General features: G+C 65.4%; 16 protein-coding genes and 1 pseudogene. 8 read left to right on the top strand and 9 right to left on the bottom strand.

What is annotated here, in order from left to right:
- Window positions 1-220: 220 nt before the first annotated feature.
- On the bottom strand, window positions 221-1,552 hold the full coding sequence (locus QX048_RS02910; RefSeq protein ID WP_316192128.1) for an MFS transporter: 1,332 nt from the start codon (window positions 1,550-1,552) through the stop codon (window positions 221-223).
- Between the two features lie 128 nt (window positions 1,553-1,680).
- On the opposite strand from QX048_RS02910, the gene QX048_RS02905 reads away from it, so the two are divergent.
- Complete coding sequence (locus tag QX048_RS02905; RefSeq protein WP_315827011.1) at window positions 1,681-2,115, top strand: DUF2809 domain-containing protein; 435 nt, start codon at window positions 1,681-1,683, stop codon at window positions 2,113-2,115.
- A gap of 36 nt (window positions 2,116-2,151) precedes the next feature.
- Here QX048_RS02905 and QX048_RS02900 read toward each other — a convergent pair whose 3' ends face one another.
- From QX048_RS02900 to QX048_RS02885, 4 genes are all read right to left on the bottom strand, one after another.
- On the bottom strand, window positions 2,152-3,114 hold the full coding sequence (locus tag QX048_RS02900; RefSeq protein ID WP_315827012.1) for an alpha/beta hydrolase: 963 nt from the start codon (window positions 3,112-3,114) through the stop codon (window positions 2,152-2,154).
- A 48-nt stretch (window positions 3,115-3,162) separates the two neighbouring features.
- Complete coding sequence (locus tag QX048_RS02895; protein ID WP_316192129.1) at window positions 3,163-3,720, bottom strand: TetR/AcrR family transcriptional regulator; 558 nt, start codon at window positions 3,718-3,720, stop codon at window positions 3,163-3,165.
- Window positions 3,721-3,845: 125 nt separating this feature from the next.
- A complete protein-coding gene (locus tag QX048_RS02890; protein WP_316192131.1) occupies window positions 3,846-5,018 on the bottom strand; it encodes a winged helix-turn-helix domain-containing protein in 1,173 nt (390 codons plus the stop codon).
- Between the two features lie 74 nt (window positions 5,019-5,092).
- Window positions 5,093-5,323 (bottom strand): hypothetical protein, encoded by a 231-nt coding sequence (locus QX048_RS02885; RefSeq protein ID WP_316192132.1) that lies wholly within the window; start codon window positions 5,321-5,323, stop codon window positions 5,093-5,095.
- Window positions 5,324-5,708: 385 nt separating this feature from the next.
- Here QX048_RS02885 and QX048_RS02880 point away from each other — a divergent pair, with 385 nt between their 5' ends.
- Window positions 5,709-6,359 (top strand): OmpA family protein, encoded by a 651-nt coding sequence (locus QX048_RS02880; RefSeq protein WP_316192133.1) that lies wholly within the window; start codon window positions 5,709-5,711, stop codon window positions 6,357-6,359.
- 66 nt (window positions 6,360-6,425) lie between these two features.
- Here QX048_RS02880 and QX048_RS02875 read toward each other — a convergent pair whose 3' ends face one another.
- A complete protein-coding gene (locus tag QX048_RS02875; protein ID WP_316192135.1) occupies window positions 6,426-7,754 on the bottom strand; it encodes a phospholipid carrier-dependent glycosyltransferase in 1,329 nt (442 codons plus the stop codon).
- 139 nt (window positions 7,755-7,893) lie between these two features.
- Between QX048_RS02875 and QX048_RS02870 the strand changes: the two genes are divergently transcribed.
- The 5 genes and pseudogenes from QX048_RS02870 to QX048_RS02850 all read left to right on the top strand — a co-directional run.
- Complete coding sequence (locus QX048_RS02870) at window positions 7,894-8,595, top strand: FecR domain-containing protein (RefSeq protein WP_316192136.1); 702 nt, start codon at window positions 7,894-7,896, stop codon at window positions 8,593-8,595.
- Window positions 8,592-9,758: a hypothetical protein gene (locus QX048_RS02865; protein WP_316192137.1), complete on the top strand. Its 1,167-nt coding sequence runs from the start codon at window positions 8,592-8,594 to the stop codon at window positions 9,756-9,758. Before QX048_RS02870 ends, QX048_RS02865 begins: the two co-directional genes overlap by 4 nt.
- Window positions 9,759-9,781: 23 nt before the next feature.
- On the top strand, window positions 9,782-9,940 hold the full coding sequence (locus QX048_RS02860) for a hypothetical protein (protein ID WP_315750456.1): 159 nt from the start codon (window positions 9,782-9,784) through the stop codon (window positions 9,938-9,940).
- Between the two features lie 285 nt (window positions 9,941-10,225).
- Window positions 10,226-11,455, top strand: a complete 1,230-nt coding sequence (locus QX048_RS02855) for a Tad domain-containing protein (protein ID WP_315717362.1) — start codon at window positions 10,226-10,228, stop codon at window positions 11,453-11,455.
- 434 nt (window positions 11,456-11,889) lie between these two features.
- Window positions 11,890-11,991, top strand: a pseudogene (locus QX048_RS02850) (GTP-binding protein); the annotation flags it as partial.
- Between the two features lie 173 nt (window positions 11,992-12,164).
- Here the strand turns inward: QX048_RS02850 and QX048_RS02845 are convergent.
- The gene (locus QX048_RS02845) at window positions 12,165-12,683 is read right to left on the bottom strand and encodes a cupin domain-containing protein (RefSeq protein WP_315717363.1); all 519 of its coding nucleotides are present in this window, start codon (window positions 12,681-12,683) and stop codon (window positions 12,165-12,167) included.
- Between the two features lie 148 nt (window positions 12,684-12,831).
- On the opposite strand from QX048_RS02845, the gene QX048_RS02840 reads away from it, so the two are divergent.
- A complete protein-coding gene (locus QX048_RS02840; protein ID WP_315750360.1) occupies window positions 12,832-13,047 on the top strand; it encodes a CsbD family protein in 216 nt (71 codons plus the stop codon).
- A gap of 263 nt (window positions 13,048-13,310) precedes the next feature.
- Here the strand turns inward: QX048_RS02840 and QX048_RS02835 are convergent, their stop codons facing one another.
- Together QX048_RS02835 and QX048_RS02830 are read right to left on the bottom strand one after the other, a co-directional pair.
- Window positions 13,311-13,748: an FKBP-type peptidyl-prolyl cis-trans isomerase gene (locus QX048_RS02835; protein WP_315738722.1), complete on the bottom strand. Its 438-nt coding sequence runs from the start codon at window positions 13,746-13,748 to the stop codon at window positions 13,311-13,313.
- Window positions 13,749-14,452: 704 nt separating this feature from the next.
- On the bottom strand, window positions 14,453-14,845 hold the full coding sequence (locus QX048_RS02830; RefSeq protein WP_315714091.1) for a hypothetical protein: 393 nt from the start codon (window positions 14,843-14,845) through the stop codon (window positions 14,453-14,455).
- Between the last annotated feature and the right edge of the window lie 45 nt (window positions 14,846-14,890).

The following is a 14,890-nucleotide window of genomic DNA, read 5'->3' as shown; positions in this document are numbered from 1 at the left end:
ACCCTCGCTGCAGTTGCGAGGAAGTGTCGAATGTTGAGTGACGATTGTCAATATTCGTCAGTGATCATGACTTCGTGAACATCTGGACATGTTGCCGCAGGTGCTCATTGGCGCGGCAGGCAGGCTCTGAACTGCGTCAATGCCCATCCCCGCCGTCCTTTCGGGGCCGTGCCGGACAACGGTCGAAAGCCGAATGCCGATCACAGCATGCACGTGGGACTCACTCCGCCGGCGCCTGGTCCGCGAATTCGACCCTGCTCTCATGGCCGCCGAAGAACACGAGCAGCCCGGCGATCAGCGGCAACACCGACAGCGCGAGCAGGCCGTGGGTGGTGGAGCCGGTGGTGTCCTTGATCCAGCCGACCAGATAGGGACCGCCGAAGCCGGCGAGATTGCCGATCGAGTTGATCAGCGCGATGGCGCCGGCCGCGGCCGTGCCCGACAGCCACGCCGTGGGCAAGGTCCAGAACACGCCGAAGACGCAGAACACGCCGATCGCGGCGACCGTCAGCGCGACCATGGTGAGCGTGGGATCGCCGATCACGCTCGAGGCGGCCAGCGCGACAGCGATCAGGATCAGCGGCGCGCCGACATGGATCACGCGCTCGCGCGTCGCATCGGAATGCCGCGCCCACAGGATCATCGCGACGGTGCCGAACGCATAGGGGATCGCGGTGACGAAGCCGGTCTGCACATTGCTCAGTCCGAACGCCTTGACGATCTGCGGCAGCCAGAACTGCATGCCGTAGAGCGCGCCGACGAAGCCGAAATAGATCAGGCTGAGCACGATCACCTTGGGCGACGACAGCGCCTCACCGAGCGTCATGTGTCCGGCGGCCTGCTTCGCCGCCGTTTCGGCCTCGAGCCTTGCCGCGAGCCAGGCCTTCTGCTCCGCCGACAGCCAGGTCGCGTGCTCCGGCCGGTCGGTCAAATAGAACCAGGTGACGACGCCGAGGATGATGGACGGAATTCCCTCGATGATGAACAGCCACTGCCAGCCCTGCAGCCCCATCAGGCCGTGCATGCCGAGCAGCAGGCCGGAGACGGGCGCGCCGATCACGGTCGAAATCGGCACGGCAACCGCGAAGGCGGCGAGGAAGCGCGCACGATACTGCGCGGGATACCAGTAAGTGAGATAGAGGATGATGCCGGGAAAGAATCCGGCCTCGGCGACGCCGAGCAGGAAGCGCAGCGTGTAGAAGCTCCAGGGGCCCGAGACCACGGCCATCAGCGCCGAGATGATCCCCCAGGTCACCATGATGCGGGCGATCCAGCGGCTGGCGCCGAACTTCTCCAGCGCGAGATTGCTCGGCACCTCGAAGATGAAATAGCCGATGAAGAAGATGCCCGCGCCCCAGGCGAACACCAGCGGCGAGAATTTCAGCTCCGCGTTCATGGTCAGCGCGGCGAAGCCGAGATTGACGCGATCCAGATAGGAGAAGAAATAGGCGAGCACCAGAAAGGGAATCAGCCGCCAGGAGATCGCGCGGATGGTCGCGGCCTCGATGTCGGAGCGGTCAGGTGCGGCCGGAGTGGTGGCGGACGGACTCATCGATCTCCTCCCGGGAGCTTTCTGGACATTGATAGTTGAAGGCGGTGTTGAGCATCGGTCGTGGCAAGTCAATCGGAAAACCTGACATCCCACAGCCCGTCGGCGCATCGCGGGGGCGCGGCGCGCGCATGACGACGCTATCCTCCTGGCGGCCGCCGCGCGCCGGCAAGCGCCGCCGCGCCGCGATGGCGTTTGCGACGGCACTGATCATGATCGCGCTCGGGCTCGCACTGCGCTTCGCCGGTCTCGGCCTCGGAGCGCCCGCCTTCATCGTCAAGTATGGCGGCTCCCTCCTCTGGGCGACGATGGTTTACATGCTGCTCGTCGCGCTGCTGCCGCGGATGTCACCGTGGCAGATCGGCGGGCTGGCGCTCGCCGTCACCGTGATCGTCGAAGCCTCCAGGCTGATCCACACGCCCTGGCTCGACAGCTTCCGCTTGACCTTGGCCGGCGCGCTGCTGCTCGGACGGATCTTCTCGCTGTGGAACATCGCGGCCTATGTCGTCGGCGTCGTCATCGGCATCTGGATCGACCGATGCGCGACGCGGCCTGCTGCGGCATAGGCCTGTCCACGGCAGGCCGCGATATCAACCGACAGCTCAGATCGGCCCCGCGCCGGCGAGGCCGAAGAAGGCCTTCAGCTCCTCCGCCAGGATGGCAGGCTGTTCTTCCGGAATGTAGTGACCGCACCCGGAGATGATGATGCCCTCGACGTGATCGGCGACCTCCCTGAGCGGCGCGGCCATGTCCACGATCGATCCCTGGTCGGCACCGACGGCCAGCACCGGCGGCTTCAGCTTGCCCCTTTGTTTCAGCTCGCGGTTCTGAAGCGCGGACAGTGCGGCGGCACGATAATAAGCGAGCCCGGCGCGCAAGCCGCCGGCCTTGGTCAGCACGCGGGCGTATTCGTCGAGATCGCTTTCGGAGAATGCCTGGGGATCGGCCCCTTTGCGGCGCAGGAACCACGCGAGATAGTCGCGTTCGCGGCCATGGATCAGCATCTCCGGGAGATCCGCGACGGCGTGGAACGCGAAGTGCCAGGTGCGCCACGCGCGGTCGGGCGCGAACGGCAGCGCCTCGGGCAAGGTGACGCCCGGAATTCCTGCATCGAGCAGGGCCAGACTGCGCACCTCGGCTTCGAACAGGGCCGCATAGGGATAGGCCACCCACGCGCCGATATCATGGGCCACCAGATGATAGCTGGTGACGCCGAGCTGCTGCAGCAGGCGATGCACCGCCGTGGCCAGGGCCTGCGTGTCGTAGCCTTCCGCTGGCCGGTCCGAGTCGCCCTGCCCCGGGAGATCCGGCGCGATGACCCGATAGCGCGACCCGAGCAGCGGCATGACCTTGCGCCAGGCAAACCAGCTTTCGGGGAAGCCTGCGAGCAGCACCACCACCTCGCCATCCGGCGGGCCACCGCTGACATAGTGCAGCCTGACACCCTCGACTGTCTCGAAGCGGTGGGTGAATCCCGGCAACGAGGGCTCGGCGCGACAGAACGGCTCAGCCGCGACCAGGCGCGACGGACTTTGGGCAGAGATGGCGTTCATCAACTCGGGCACGATCATTCTCCTTATTATAGAACAAATGTTTCCTAATTTGGCACGATGTCACGCGAACAAGGTCGCGGCTTGATTTGCGACGCTCATCATCTCGCTCTTGGCACGCCCCGTCTTGCCGACCACCCGCAGCCCCTGGATTACACAGAAAAGAGCGCCAGCCACGGCTTCCGCGTCGAGATTCGGCCGGATCGATCCGTCGGATTGTCCGAGCTTGATCAGATCGCACACCAGGCTCTCAACCCGGCGCATCGCCCCGCGGACCTTGGCGGCGGCCTCCGCATCCAAGGTGGCGAGCTCCGCCGCGCTGGTGACGACCATGCAACCGCGCCGGCCCTCGCCGTCACTGGCGGACTCGGCATAGAACTGCAGCAAGGCCCGCAGCTTGTCGCGGCCGCTGTGCTGCGCATCGAGACGTTCGCGCAGCTGTCGGTCACGCCGCGCGATGTAGTAATCGAGTGTCGCGAGGAAGATCGCGCGCTTGTCCTGGAACGCCTTGTAGAGACTTCCCGTCGCGAGCTTCATCGCGGCGCGTAGCTCGGCCAGCGACGCCGCGTGGTAGCCGCGCTCGCTGAAGACCACCAGCGCCCTGCTCAAGGCGGTGTCCATGTCAAACTCGCGCGGCCGGCCAGGCCCACGGCGCTCGACGGCATCCTTCGGAGACTTCATCATGGCCGGATAATAGGAAACAATCATTCCCAATTCAAGCGAAAACGGACCCGTTGCTCCCGGCCTCAATCTCCAAGCTGAAACTTCTGGAACCGGTGCAGCTCATCCTCGATCTGCCGCTTCAGCGCCTTGCGCCGCTCGCCACGCGCGGCCTTGCCCTGGCCGACCCAGCTCCATTTCTGCATCAGGAGCTTGCCGTTCTGGCGGTCGGTCTTGAGGTCGAGCGCGGCGACGATCTCGTCGCCGACCAGGACGGGCAGCGCGAAATAGCCGAACAGGCGCCTGTCCTTCGGGACATAGGCCTCGAAGCGATGCTCATAGTCGAAGATCGCCTGCGTCCGCTTGCGCTGGATGATCAGCGGATCGAACGGCGACAGAATGTGCACGCGCGCCGGATCGATCTCGATCGGCGCTGCCAATGCAGCAGGCGTGATCCAGTGCTCCTGCTTGCCGGCGCCCTCCGCCGTCACCGGCAGCAGCTCGCCGCGCCGGACCCTGGCATCGATGACCCGGCGCACGGCGGCCTTGCTTGGCGCATTGAGATGGCAGAGCGAATCGAGGCTGACGACGCCTTGGGCGCGCAAGCCGCGGTCGAGCAGATAGGTTGCGATCTCGCGATCATTGGCGCCCTTCGGCAGCCGTTCCCAGCCGAAATGCCGGGTGGTGAGATCGTAGGTCTTGAGCATGCCGTCGCGGCCCGACACCGTCAGCACGCCCTCGTAGAAGCCGAGCTGCAGCGCGCGCTTCGACGGCTTGCGGCTGGCCCAGGCGTGGTCCTTCTCGCGCAGAACGTCGTCGTCGATGTCGCGGATCGTCAGAGCGCCGCCTTGGCGGATCAGCCGCATGACCTTGCGCGTATCCTCAGGCTTCACGGTCGTGAGCCAGCGATGGCCCTCGCGGCGGTGGCGGCGCATCGCCAGAACGAAGTAGCGGAAGTCCTGCACCGGAATATAGGACAGCGCGTGCGTCCAATATTCGAAGACGGTCTTGTCGGTGCTCTGCGCCTGCCTGAGATCGGCGCGGCGATAGGCGGGAATGCGGCTGAACAGGATGTGGTGATGGCAGCGCTCGATGACGTTGATGGTGTCGATCTGCACATAGCCGAGATGGGCAATGGCGGCGGCGACCGCCTCGGGGCCCGCGCCGAACGGCGCCTCGGCATCGAGCCGCTGCGCGCGCAGCCAGATGCGGCGCGCCTGCGGCTTGGAGAGCGGGATGGGCGTGGAAACGGCGGGCATGCCGCGCAATGGTGCGAGATTCGCCCCCGCTCCCGCAACGGCAAATCAGTCCGGCGAGATCCCCTTGCGGAACCTCAAGGCCTGGACTTGTCCGGAATGCTGCCGGTGGCGATCTCGGCCTTGCAGCTGGCGCGGCCGGGATCCGGCGCACGGCACTTGTAGATGCGGCCGGTCAGGCGGTCGACCAGCCAGGCCGTATCCTCGGAGGGACTTTCCAGGCCGACATAGCGGTTGCCGACCGCAGTGATCAGCGTCGACAGCAGGATCGATGCCGCAATGATGCCGGCTCCGATCAGCGTCGACATGGAACCGGCTGATCCCGTCTGATCCTGACTGCTCGCCCGATGGGACTGATAGTCGCGCCTGTGCGATGGGTTGAACACGGCTTTGCTTTTCTGTTCGCGTTTCTTTGACTACGAATCCACTCGCCGTTCGCGTCCCTCAGGTTTGCGATTTTTTCCCGGCGAGCGCTATCCGGTAGAACCGCATCTGGCCGATTTGTTGTTCGCGGACCGGCCACCTGCCGATCGCTTTGCGGCAGCGCGCGGCGCGTCCCGCGGACCACTCGCTTCGCCCCTCACGGGCCGCCCGGTCCGGCAACGTGACGTCGATCACATTTGATGCTTTGAACCCGTTCTATCGTTCACGCATCCAATGGCCATAGGGCATGACGACCCGAGGATAACGACGATGACCCCATATTTTGGACGCTTTGCAGTTCAGGCGGCGGCGTTCTCCGCCATGCTGGCGATCGGTGCAGGCACCGCCCTCGCCGGCGAGGCCGTGTCGGCCGACAAGATCCTCAACGCGCTGAAGCCGAAGGCCGTGACGCGCGGCATTTCGGTCGGACCGCAGGCGACTCCGCAGGCCGACGCGGCAGCGCAGGCGAAGCAAGCGGCCTTCATCGACAGCATGCGCAACCGCAAGACCCGCTCGCTGTCGCTCGGCGAGCGCGAGCAGATTGCCGAGATCGCGGCCACCAAGCCCAAGATCGATCTCGAGATCCAGTTCGACTACAACTCGGCCGAGATCAGCAAGGCCTCGATGCCGGCCGTGCAGGAGCTCGGCAAGGCGCTGTCCGATCCGAACCTGAAGGGCTCGACCTTCGTGGTCGCCGGCCATACCGACGGCATCGGCAGCGACGGCTTCAACCAGGATCTCTCCGAGCGCCGTGCCGACACCATCAAGCGCTATCTGGTCGAGAGGTTCGCCCTCCCCGGCCAGGACCTCGTCACGGTCGGCTATGGCAAGACCAAGCTCAAGGACGCGGCCAACCCGGCCGATCCGCTCAACCGGCGGGTTCAGGTCGTCAACATGGACACCAAAACCGCGGCGAAGTGAGCGCTCCGCCGCGCATCGCCCCGCCTGCCCACGGTCCCTGGCGGGCGGGGCGCTTTTTGTCCGGTTTCAGATCCAGCTCTGGAACAGCATCAACCGGGTGAAGGTCTGCATCGTCGTGCCGATGAAGGCGGCGCTGACCGGCAGCATCGCGAGGAAGCCCAGGATCGCGACGGCGACATAGCTCAACAGCACCCAGCGCGGCCAGCGGGTCAGCACATGGACGAGCGCGAGGCTCGCCAGCGTCGCCGACGGCAGGTAGTAGTAGATGAAGCTCAGCGCGCGCGGCAGCAGCGCCCAGGGCAGATAGCAGCCGAGATAGAACGCCAGGATCAGGAACGCCGTCGCGCTGCGCGTCGCGATGAAATCCCGGACGCAGATCGCGATCGCCGCAAGCGCCGGCCACAGCACCAGCGGATTGCCGAGCAGCACCACCGCGGCGATGTCGGTGTCGCTCGTCTTGTCGAACAAGAACCAGACCGGACGGACCAGCAACGGCCAGGTCGGCCACGCGCTCATATAGGTATGGCCGGCGATCGCCGTGGTGACGCTGTCGGCAAAGATGCGCCGCTGCGCTTCGAGGATGCCGCTGACGGACAGGCCGTGCAGCGGGACGAAGGTCGCGAGATAGCAGACGGCCGGCATCGCGACGAGGCACAGCACGATCTGCAGCCAGCTCAGTTGCGGCCATTGCTCGGGCCGATACCAGTCGGTCGGCTCGCCATCGCCGAACGACGTCTGCCAGTGTTGCAACAGCTTGATGAGACCGACGATGAGAAGCGCCGTCAAGAGCGGAAACAGCCCGCTCCATTTGCAGGCGATCGCAAGGCCGAACAGCGCCCCCGCCAGCGCGAACACGACCTGCGGCCGGCGCTGCCTGAACGAGAACAGAAAGGCCGCGATCGCGAGCAGGCTGAAGGCGAGCGCGCCGATGTCGAGCATCGCGATGCGCGCCTGCACGAACAGCATCTGGTTGAAGGCCGCGAGCAGCGCCGCTGCGATGGCAGGCCATTGCGCCGCGAACAGCGCCAGGCCGCACAGATAGATCGCGGCGACGGCGAGCCCGCCGAGCACGGTACCGGGATAGCGCCATGCGAAGGCGTTGTCGCCGAACGTCCTGATCGACAGCGCAATCAGCTCCTTGGCGAGCGGCGGATGCATCGGATTGAGCCGCGGCGTCGCCGGCTCCAGTGCCAGCATCTGCCGCGCCGCCGGCACGTAATGCACCTCGTCGAAGACGAATTTTGGCGGCGAGGCGAGCCCGATCATCAGCACGACGTGCGCGATCGCGAAGATCAGCAATGCCGTCGTCACACAGCGGCGGACCGACAGAGCGCCACCCTGCGCAACCTCGCCGTCCTCTTCGTCGTCATCCCGGCGAGCAGCAGATACCTTCATGGGCCTCCGCGTTGAACTGATCTCACGCTGACGGCAACTAACCACCGAACGGTCATCGAGGCAAACATGTGCCCATTTTACAACAACCCCGCGCGCCGTCTTCGGCTAGATTGAGCAGGAAACAATCTTCGGTGTGGATATGAGTCTGCGTCGCCGGACCTGTGTTGCTGCAATCTCGGCTGCCGCCCTGCTGGGCGTCGCGGGCGGGGCAAGCGCCGACGGCCGCATCGGCGAGGCCGTGCTGGTGCAGAAGGACGTGCTGCGCGTTGCAGGCGCCTCGAGCAGCCCGATCAGCGTCGGCGACGGCGTCGTGCGCAACGAAACGGTGCGCACCGGCAATGACAGTGCCGCGCGGCTCGTCATGATCGACAGCACCAATCTCTCGCTCGGCGCCAACGCCACCCTGACGCTCGACCGCACCGTCTTCAACGACGAGACCAGCTATCGCGACATCGCGATCAGGCTCGGCACCGGCGCGTTCCGCTTCGTCACCGGCCATTCCGACAAGGCCGCCTACAAGATCAACACGCCGCTGGCGACCATCGGCGTGCGCGGCACCATTCTCGACATCAAGTCGCAGCGCGGCCAGACCATGGTCGTGCTGCAGGAGGGCGCTTCGCGGGTCTGCACCCTCACCTTCCAATGCCTCGAGCTGACGCAGCCCGGCGACACTGCGATCATCACTGCGATCGGCAACGGCAGAAGCGCGATCAAAAAGACCAGCAATCCGTCCTGGAGCTTTGCCGCAACCTGCGCGTCGACGTCGGGCCTTTGCACGGTCACCGATCTCGCCAGCAACGCGCCGCCGCAGGACTTCACCGGCATCCTGTGCGGGCGATGACGATGAGAACGCGCCGCGGTCAGCTTGCTCTCCTGATGACCGCCATCGCCGGCGGGCTGCTCGCGCTTGCGCTGCAAGCCGCGCCGGCCGCCGCGCAGAGCAGTTGCGGGGTGGACAATTTCGCGGCGGCGCCGTGCCCCAGCCCGTCGCCGTCGCCGACCTCCTCGCCCACCGCGACGCCGACGCCGTCGGCCACGCCGACATCGACCTCAAGTCCGACACCGACGCCCTCTCCCTCGATCTCGCCGACCCCGTCGCCGTCGCCCACCGGCGCGGGAAACAGCGCGAACGCGATCAACGGCCTCGCCGACCAGCGCTTCAACCAGATGATCACCAACCGCGTGCTCGGGCTGGTGCTGCTCGGCGTCAACGAGCAGGTCAACTGCAACGACTGCATTAGCGCATTCGGCTCGGCCGGCTCGTTCTCGGCCGGCATCCATGGCCGCAAGCAGCTCACAAACAATCTGGCGCTGCTCGCGGGCCTCGCCTACACGCACTACGACGAGAACGGCTACCACGTGACGTCGGCGCCGATCGGCGCCTTCGCACTGCGCTACGACTTCGTCGACTGGGGCTCGTCGCGGCCGTTCTTCGACGTCGGCACGATCCTGACGCCCTATGAGCGCGTGCGCTACGGCCGGAGCTATGCAACGAGCCTCGGTAACGTCACGGTGGACGGCACCACCACGGCATCGAACTACGCGGTCTACGGCCGCGCCGGCTGGATCAGCCGGCTCTCGCCGCGCGACGAGCTCGCGGCGTCGGTCGAGCTGTGGCAGTTGTGGCAGCACGTCGCCGGCTATCGCGATCCCGCGGTGGCCTTCAACCCGTTCGATGCGACGATCGCCGGCGGCACCGACCGCACCAGCCTGGTCAAGGTCGGCGGCCAGTGGACCCACCTGTTCGGCACGAGCATCGAGGCCAACATCAATGGCGGCTACGTCCAGTCGTTCGCGACCAGCTCCGGCATCGTCGCCACCGTCACCGGCAACGGCACGGTGACGCCGACCATGGGCAGCCAGGGCTGGTTCGAATATGGCGGCCGGCTCGGCTTCCGCCTGCCGCAGGGCTGGATCGCCGATCTGTTCGTCAACGGCACGCTCGGCCCGCAGCCGGTCGGCAACACCATCCACGGCGGCATCGGCCTGCGCGTCCATTATTAGCGGCTGGCGCTGGCCCCTGGCGGGTGCACCAGGGCCGGCTGTTCGCCGACATCCTGCGAGTCGGGCTGCCGAGCGCGCTCAACGCGGTCATGGTCAATCTCACCGTCATCCTGGTGACCGCGCTCTACGCATTGGTGTGCAGCCGCGTTCTCTCGCCCCGGATCTGGCGTTCGCCTCGTTAGCGCGACATCCACCGGCGGGCGCAATCCGACCGCTTGCAACTCACAAGCCGTCACCGCCAAATACAGGCAATTCGCGCGACTGCTACCAATGAGTGGTGCGAACGGGCACCTGTCGATGATCCGGCAAACGGGCTGATAACCTTCCGCTTCCGCTACTCCGCTGCCGGTTTCCTTTACGGAACCGGATTCAGCATGCGGTAACGTCTGACCGCCACTTCCTTTGCAGCAGGGGCTCGCATCCGCCGGCATCGAGCCTCGGACAGCCATCAGCAGGAAGCGTCGCACATGACCGCATCGATTTCGTCGAAGACTCTTCGCGATCTGGCATGGAGATTTGGCCGCGCGAAGGACGGCCAGATCAGCATGATCTTCGCCATCACCATCATCCCGATCCTGGTGTCGGTCGGCGCCGCGGTCGATTTCGCCAAGTCGAGCGACACCAGGGCGCAGTTGCAGAAGTCGGTCGACGCCGCGGTGCTCGCCGGCGTGACCCAGGCGAGCGCGCAGCAGGTGTCGACCGCGAGCGCGGTGTTCTCGGGCAGCTTCAAAGGCCGGTTCGGCACCGGGACAACGGCGACCTTCACGCCCAACAGCGACGGCTCGCTGTCGGGCACTGCGACGACCTCGGTGAAGACCTCGTTCCTCAACGTGATGGGCACGACATCGCTCGGCGTGACGGCGTCCGCAACGGCCAAGGCCGGCGCGCAGACCACGTCGCCCGTCTGCATCCTGCTGGTCAGCACCATCAACGCGCAATCATTGCTGGTGAATTCCGGGGCCCAGCTCAATGCGCCGAGCTGCGAGATCCACGTGCTGTCGACGCAGAGCCCGGCCGCGATGTTCAACGCCACGCTCAACGTCAAGCGCATCTGCATCAAGGGCACCAACATCACCAAGAACGGCGGCGTCACTCCGCCGGCCGAGACCGGCTGCGCGGCGATCTCCGACCCATTTGCCGGCAAGCTGCCCGCCGTCACGGTGGGCGCGTGCACCACCAACAACAAAGTCTATGATCCCGGCTCGGTCACGCTCAATCCCGGCGTCTATTGCGGCGCGACCAATTTCAACGGCTCCGGCACGCTGACGCTCAATCCGGGCCTCTACATCATCAAGGGCGGCGCGATGACCTTCAACTCGGGGTGGACGGTCACCGGCAGCGGCGTCACCTTCTACCTCGTCGACCAGAACGCGACGCTCACCTTCAACGGCAACGTCAATGCGACGCTGTCGGCGCCGACCAGCGGCACCTACGCCAATATCCTGATGTACGAGCCGAGTGGCCTGTCGACGACGAACCTGCCGATCAACGGCACCAGCAGCTCGTCCTACACCGGCCTGATGTATCTGCCGAGCCGCAACGTCACCATCAACTCGGTCTCGACCATGAGCAGCAACAGCGTCACGATGGTGTTCAACACGCTGATCCTGAACCAGACCAACTGGGCGATCGCGCCCGGCGCACTGTCGATGTCGGCGGCCAGTGGTCCGGCCGGCACGGCGTTCCTGTCGAGGTAGGTGCCATGGCTGAGCCAATTCTCGTGAGTGCTGTTTCAGTAGCTTGTCGCAGGGACTGACGACCCAGCTACACGAAAAGATATCAGCTCCTCTTTTAGGAGATGAAACGGAGCTGCATCCCGCCACCGATACTGCTTCCCTCTCCGCGTTCTTCACGGCAGAGGGAACGCGGTGTCGCTGGCGGCTGCAGCGTCGTTTCAGCACTGCAAGGGCTTCACCAGCTCACCAGAGCCGCTCGCGCCCTGCGTCTCGGCCGCCGCCTCTGCCGACTCCCCAAGCGGCCGCGAGCCCGCCCACTCACGCCTTCGTCGCCACTCTCTCCCCTTGACACCCTCTCCCGTTTCAGATGATGTTACGTTATAACATTGCATAAAGAGGCCGCATGCCCGCCCGCCGGCACCGACCCTTTCCCCTGAAGAGGCTGTTCGATCTCGATGCGCAAACTCCCCGTCACGGTCTTGTCCGGCTTCCTCGGGGCTGGGAAGACCACTTTGGTCAGCCACATCCTGAACAACCGCCAGGCTCGGAAGCTGGCGCCGCGCCAACGAGGCGGCCTGATCAGCATTCATCCGAACGACGGCTCGGGTGCAACGACCAGCGAGACACACGCGCGACAGTCGCCCCTGCTTCGCGTGTGAGAGGGAAGGCGGTATAGCCGCTCCCTGCCCGGCGGAGCCGTCGCGAGACGGCTCCGCCATTTCCTTGATGGCTACGACTTCGATTCGGCAGGATCGCGGTGCACCGGGTCGATCCACAGCACCGTCTCGGGCTTCTCGACCGGCTCGATGTCGATGTTGATCGCGACCGCCTCGCCGTCGCTGCGCACCAGCACGCATTCGAGCACTTCGTCCGGGCTCGCATTGATCTCCTGGTGCGGCACATAGGGCGGCACGAAGATGAAATCGCCGGGACCGGCCTCCGCGGTGAACTGCAGCCGATCGCCCCAGCGCATCCGCGCCTTGCCTTTCACGACGTAGATCACGCTCTCGAGATGGCCGTGATGATGCGCCCCGGTCTTGGCGTCAGGCCTGATCGTGACCGTGCCCGCCCACAATTTCTGCGCTCCGACGCGCGCGAAGTTGATCGCCGCCTTGCGGTCCATGCCCGGCGTCGACGGCACGTTGGAATCGAGCTGATTGCCCGGAATGACGCGGACGCCGTCGTGCTTCCAGCGCTCGTCGCCGTGATCGTGGGAATGGCCGTGCGCGTGATCGTGAGAGCCTGACATGATTTCTTCTCGGGATTTCGTCGGTTCGAGGGAACCAACCGTTCTTAGCCGAAATGCCGCAGCGAAGCTATTCGCAGTTCCGCGCGAACCTTTCTGCATTGCGTGCGTTGGATCGGTGGAGTTCACACGAACAACGGAGGACGAAATCATGGGTGCCACCACCGACAAGATCAAGGGCGTCGCCAACGAGACCATCGGCAAGGCCAAGCAGGGCATCGGCGAAGCCACCGGCTCCGAGCGCCTGCAGGGCGAGGGTGCCGTGCAGGAAATCAAGGGCAAGGGCCAGCAGGCGCTGGGCGATGCCAAGCAGGCGACCAAGGACGCGGTGAACACTGCCGCCGGCGCTGCGAACAAGAACCTCTGAACAGGATCGGCGCGACCACTGAGGTCGCGCGTTGATGCTCAATAGAAACTAAAAGGACCGGCTCCTCGTGGGCCGGTCCTTTCGTTTTATATCGCGTCCGAGAAATAGCTCGTGCTTACCTCCGTCATCGCGAGCGAAGCGACGCGATCCAGAGTCCCGACCGGACACTGGATTGCTTCGCAGCCTGCGGCTCCTCGCAATGACGGCGGTGAAAGCCTTTGCATCAACTCACCTCGTGATGAAAGCGGGCGAAGGCAGCGTCTCTACTTCACGCCGAGCAGTTCGACGTCGAACATCAGCGTCGCGTTCGGCGGAATCACGCCGCCGGCGCCGCGGGCGCCGTAGCCCAGCTCGGGCGGAATGATCAGGGTACGCTTGCCGCCGACCTTCATGGTGGCGACGCCCTCGTCCCAGCCGGCGATCACGCGCTTCATGCCGATCGGGAATTCGAACGGCTCGTTGCGATCCACCGACGAGTCGAATTTCTTGCCCTTCTGGCCGTTCTCATAGAGCCAGCCCGTATAATGCATCACGCAGGTCTGACCGCGCGTCGGCGTGGCGCCGGTGCCTTCCTTGGTGTCGATGATCTGCAGTCCGGAGGGAGTGGTCATGGTCTTTCCTGTGGGTTTGGCGGAACTGGTCTGTGCCGAGACCGCGCGGGAGCCCAGCAAGACACCGGCCGCGGCCGATGCCGCCGCCATCATCGCAACTCTTCTGTTCATCGGACGCCGCATGCTCCAGACCGCCTCTGCTCGTTCACGGGAGCCGCGGTTTAGCTCATGCGGGAGCGGCTGACCAGCCCGGCATCGATTTCCGAAAAAAATAATCCTCTTGCCAATAATCGGAAATCATGATTATCTCCGCGCATCCCGCCTCATTGCGGAGGGGCGTTGCGCGCGATCGTCACGACACGCGAGGCGGGGAGCGATGGCCGCGATCAAGCCGCAGCGCATTTTCGGATGCGCGGACGAACGGCAGCTCGCGGACGTGAAGTCGCAGCGTCCTGATACCCCGATGCTGGTATCACGCGCAGTGCGCGCAAGCGCATTGTCGCAATGGTGGCCAACAAGCCCGGCGCACCAGGGAGACTGCGTATAAGCGTGAAGACCGTCGCGCAGGGAATGCCGGTTGAATCGGCTTTGCCTGTGGTACCTGCCGCCTGCATTTTTTTCGCAGGCGGGCCATGGGTGAGGCCTTCACCCGGCATTCCCTGCGCCCTCTGCACTCACGAGGGCCACGCGGATCGCATCACTCGGGCATCCCATGCCGCGAGACCGCGCCGTCATGTCCCGGACTCTCTTCGGCTGTTTGAATCGTAAATGAGTTCTCCCCTCCGCCGTCGTCCTAGGCAAGCTGCGACGAGCGACAGCGCCGCGCCCATCCATCGTGAGGAGGCGATGCCGGCTCATCCCATCGCCAGCACCGCGACCGACAGCAGCGCCAGCATCACGGTCGAGCCCAGGAGCTGCAGCGATGCCTCGGGCTGCGTGCGCCAGCGCAGCACCTTGTCGGCGAGGCCCAGCGTCGCGTCGTAGAAATCAGCCGCGTAGGCCTGCTTGAGCACGCGCTGAAAGCGCGGCCCCGCAGCGGAAGTCATCAGCACGTGGATGATGGTCGCGCTCGCGACGAAGCCGATGATGCCGGGCCGCAGCGCCGTGCTGTGCGCCAGCTTGAGGATCAGCGCGGCGCCGGCATAGGTTGGAATGGCCTGGAACAGCGCGGTCAGCGCCATGCCTTCGAAGAGGTTGAGCAGCGGCGCCTTCGGCGCGGAGGTGCTGGGAGAGGCGACGGTGAGCATGGCCCGGACATCCGGTTGCGGCGGTCCTCGGCGAGGACCAGACCG

Origin of the sequence: Bradyrhizobium sp. SZCCHNS30572, assembly GCF_032484415.1 — a bacterium.
GTDB lineage: Bacteria > Pseudomonadota > Alphaproteobacteria > Rhizobiales > Xanthobacteraceae > Bradyrhizobium.
The sequence above is the reverse complement of the archived record's forward strand: the minus strand, read 5'-3'. Positions and strand labels throughout refer to the sequence as shown.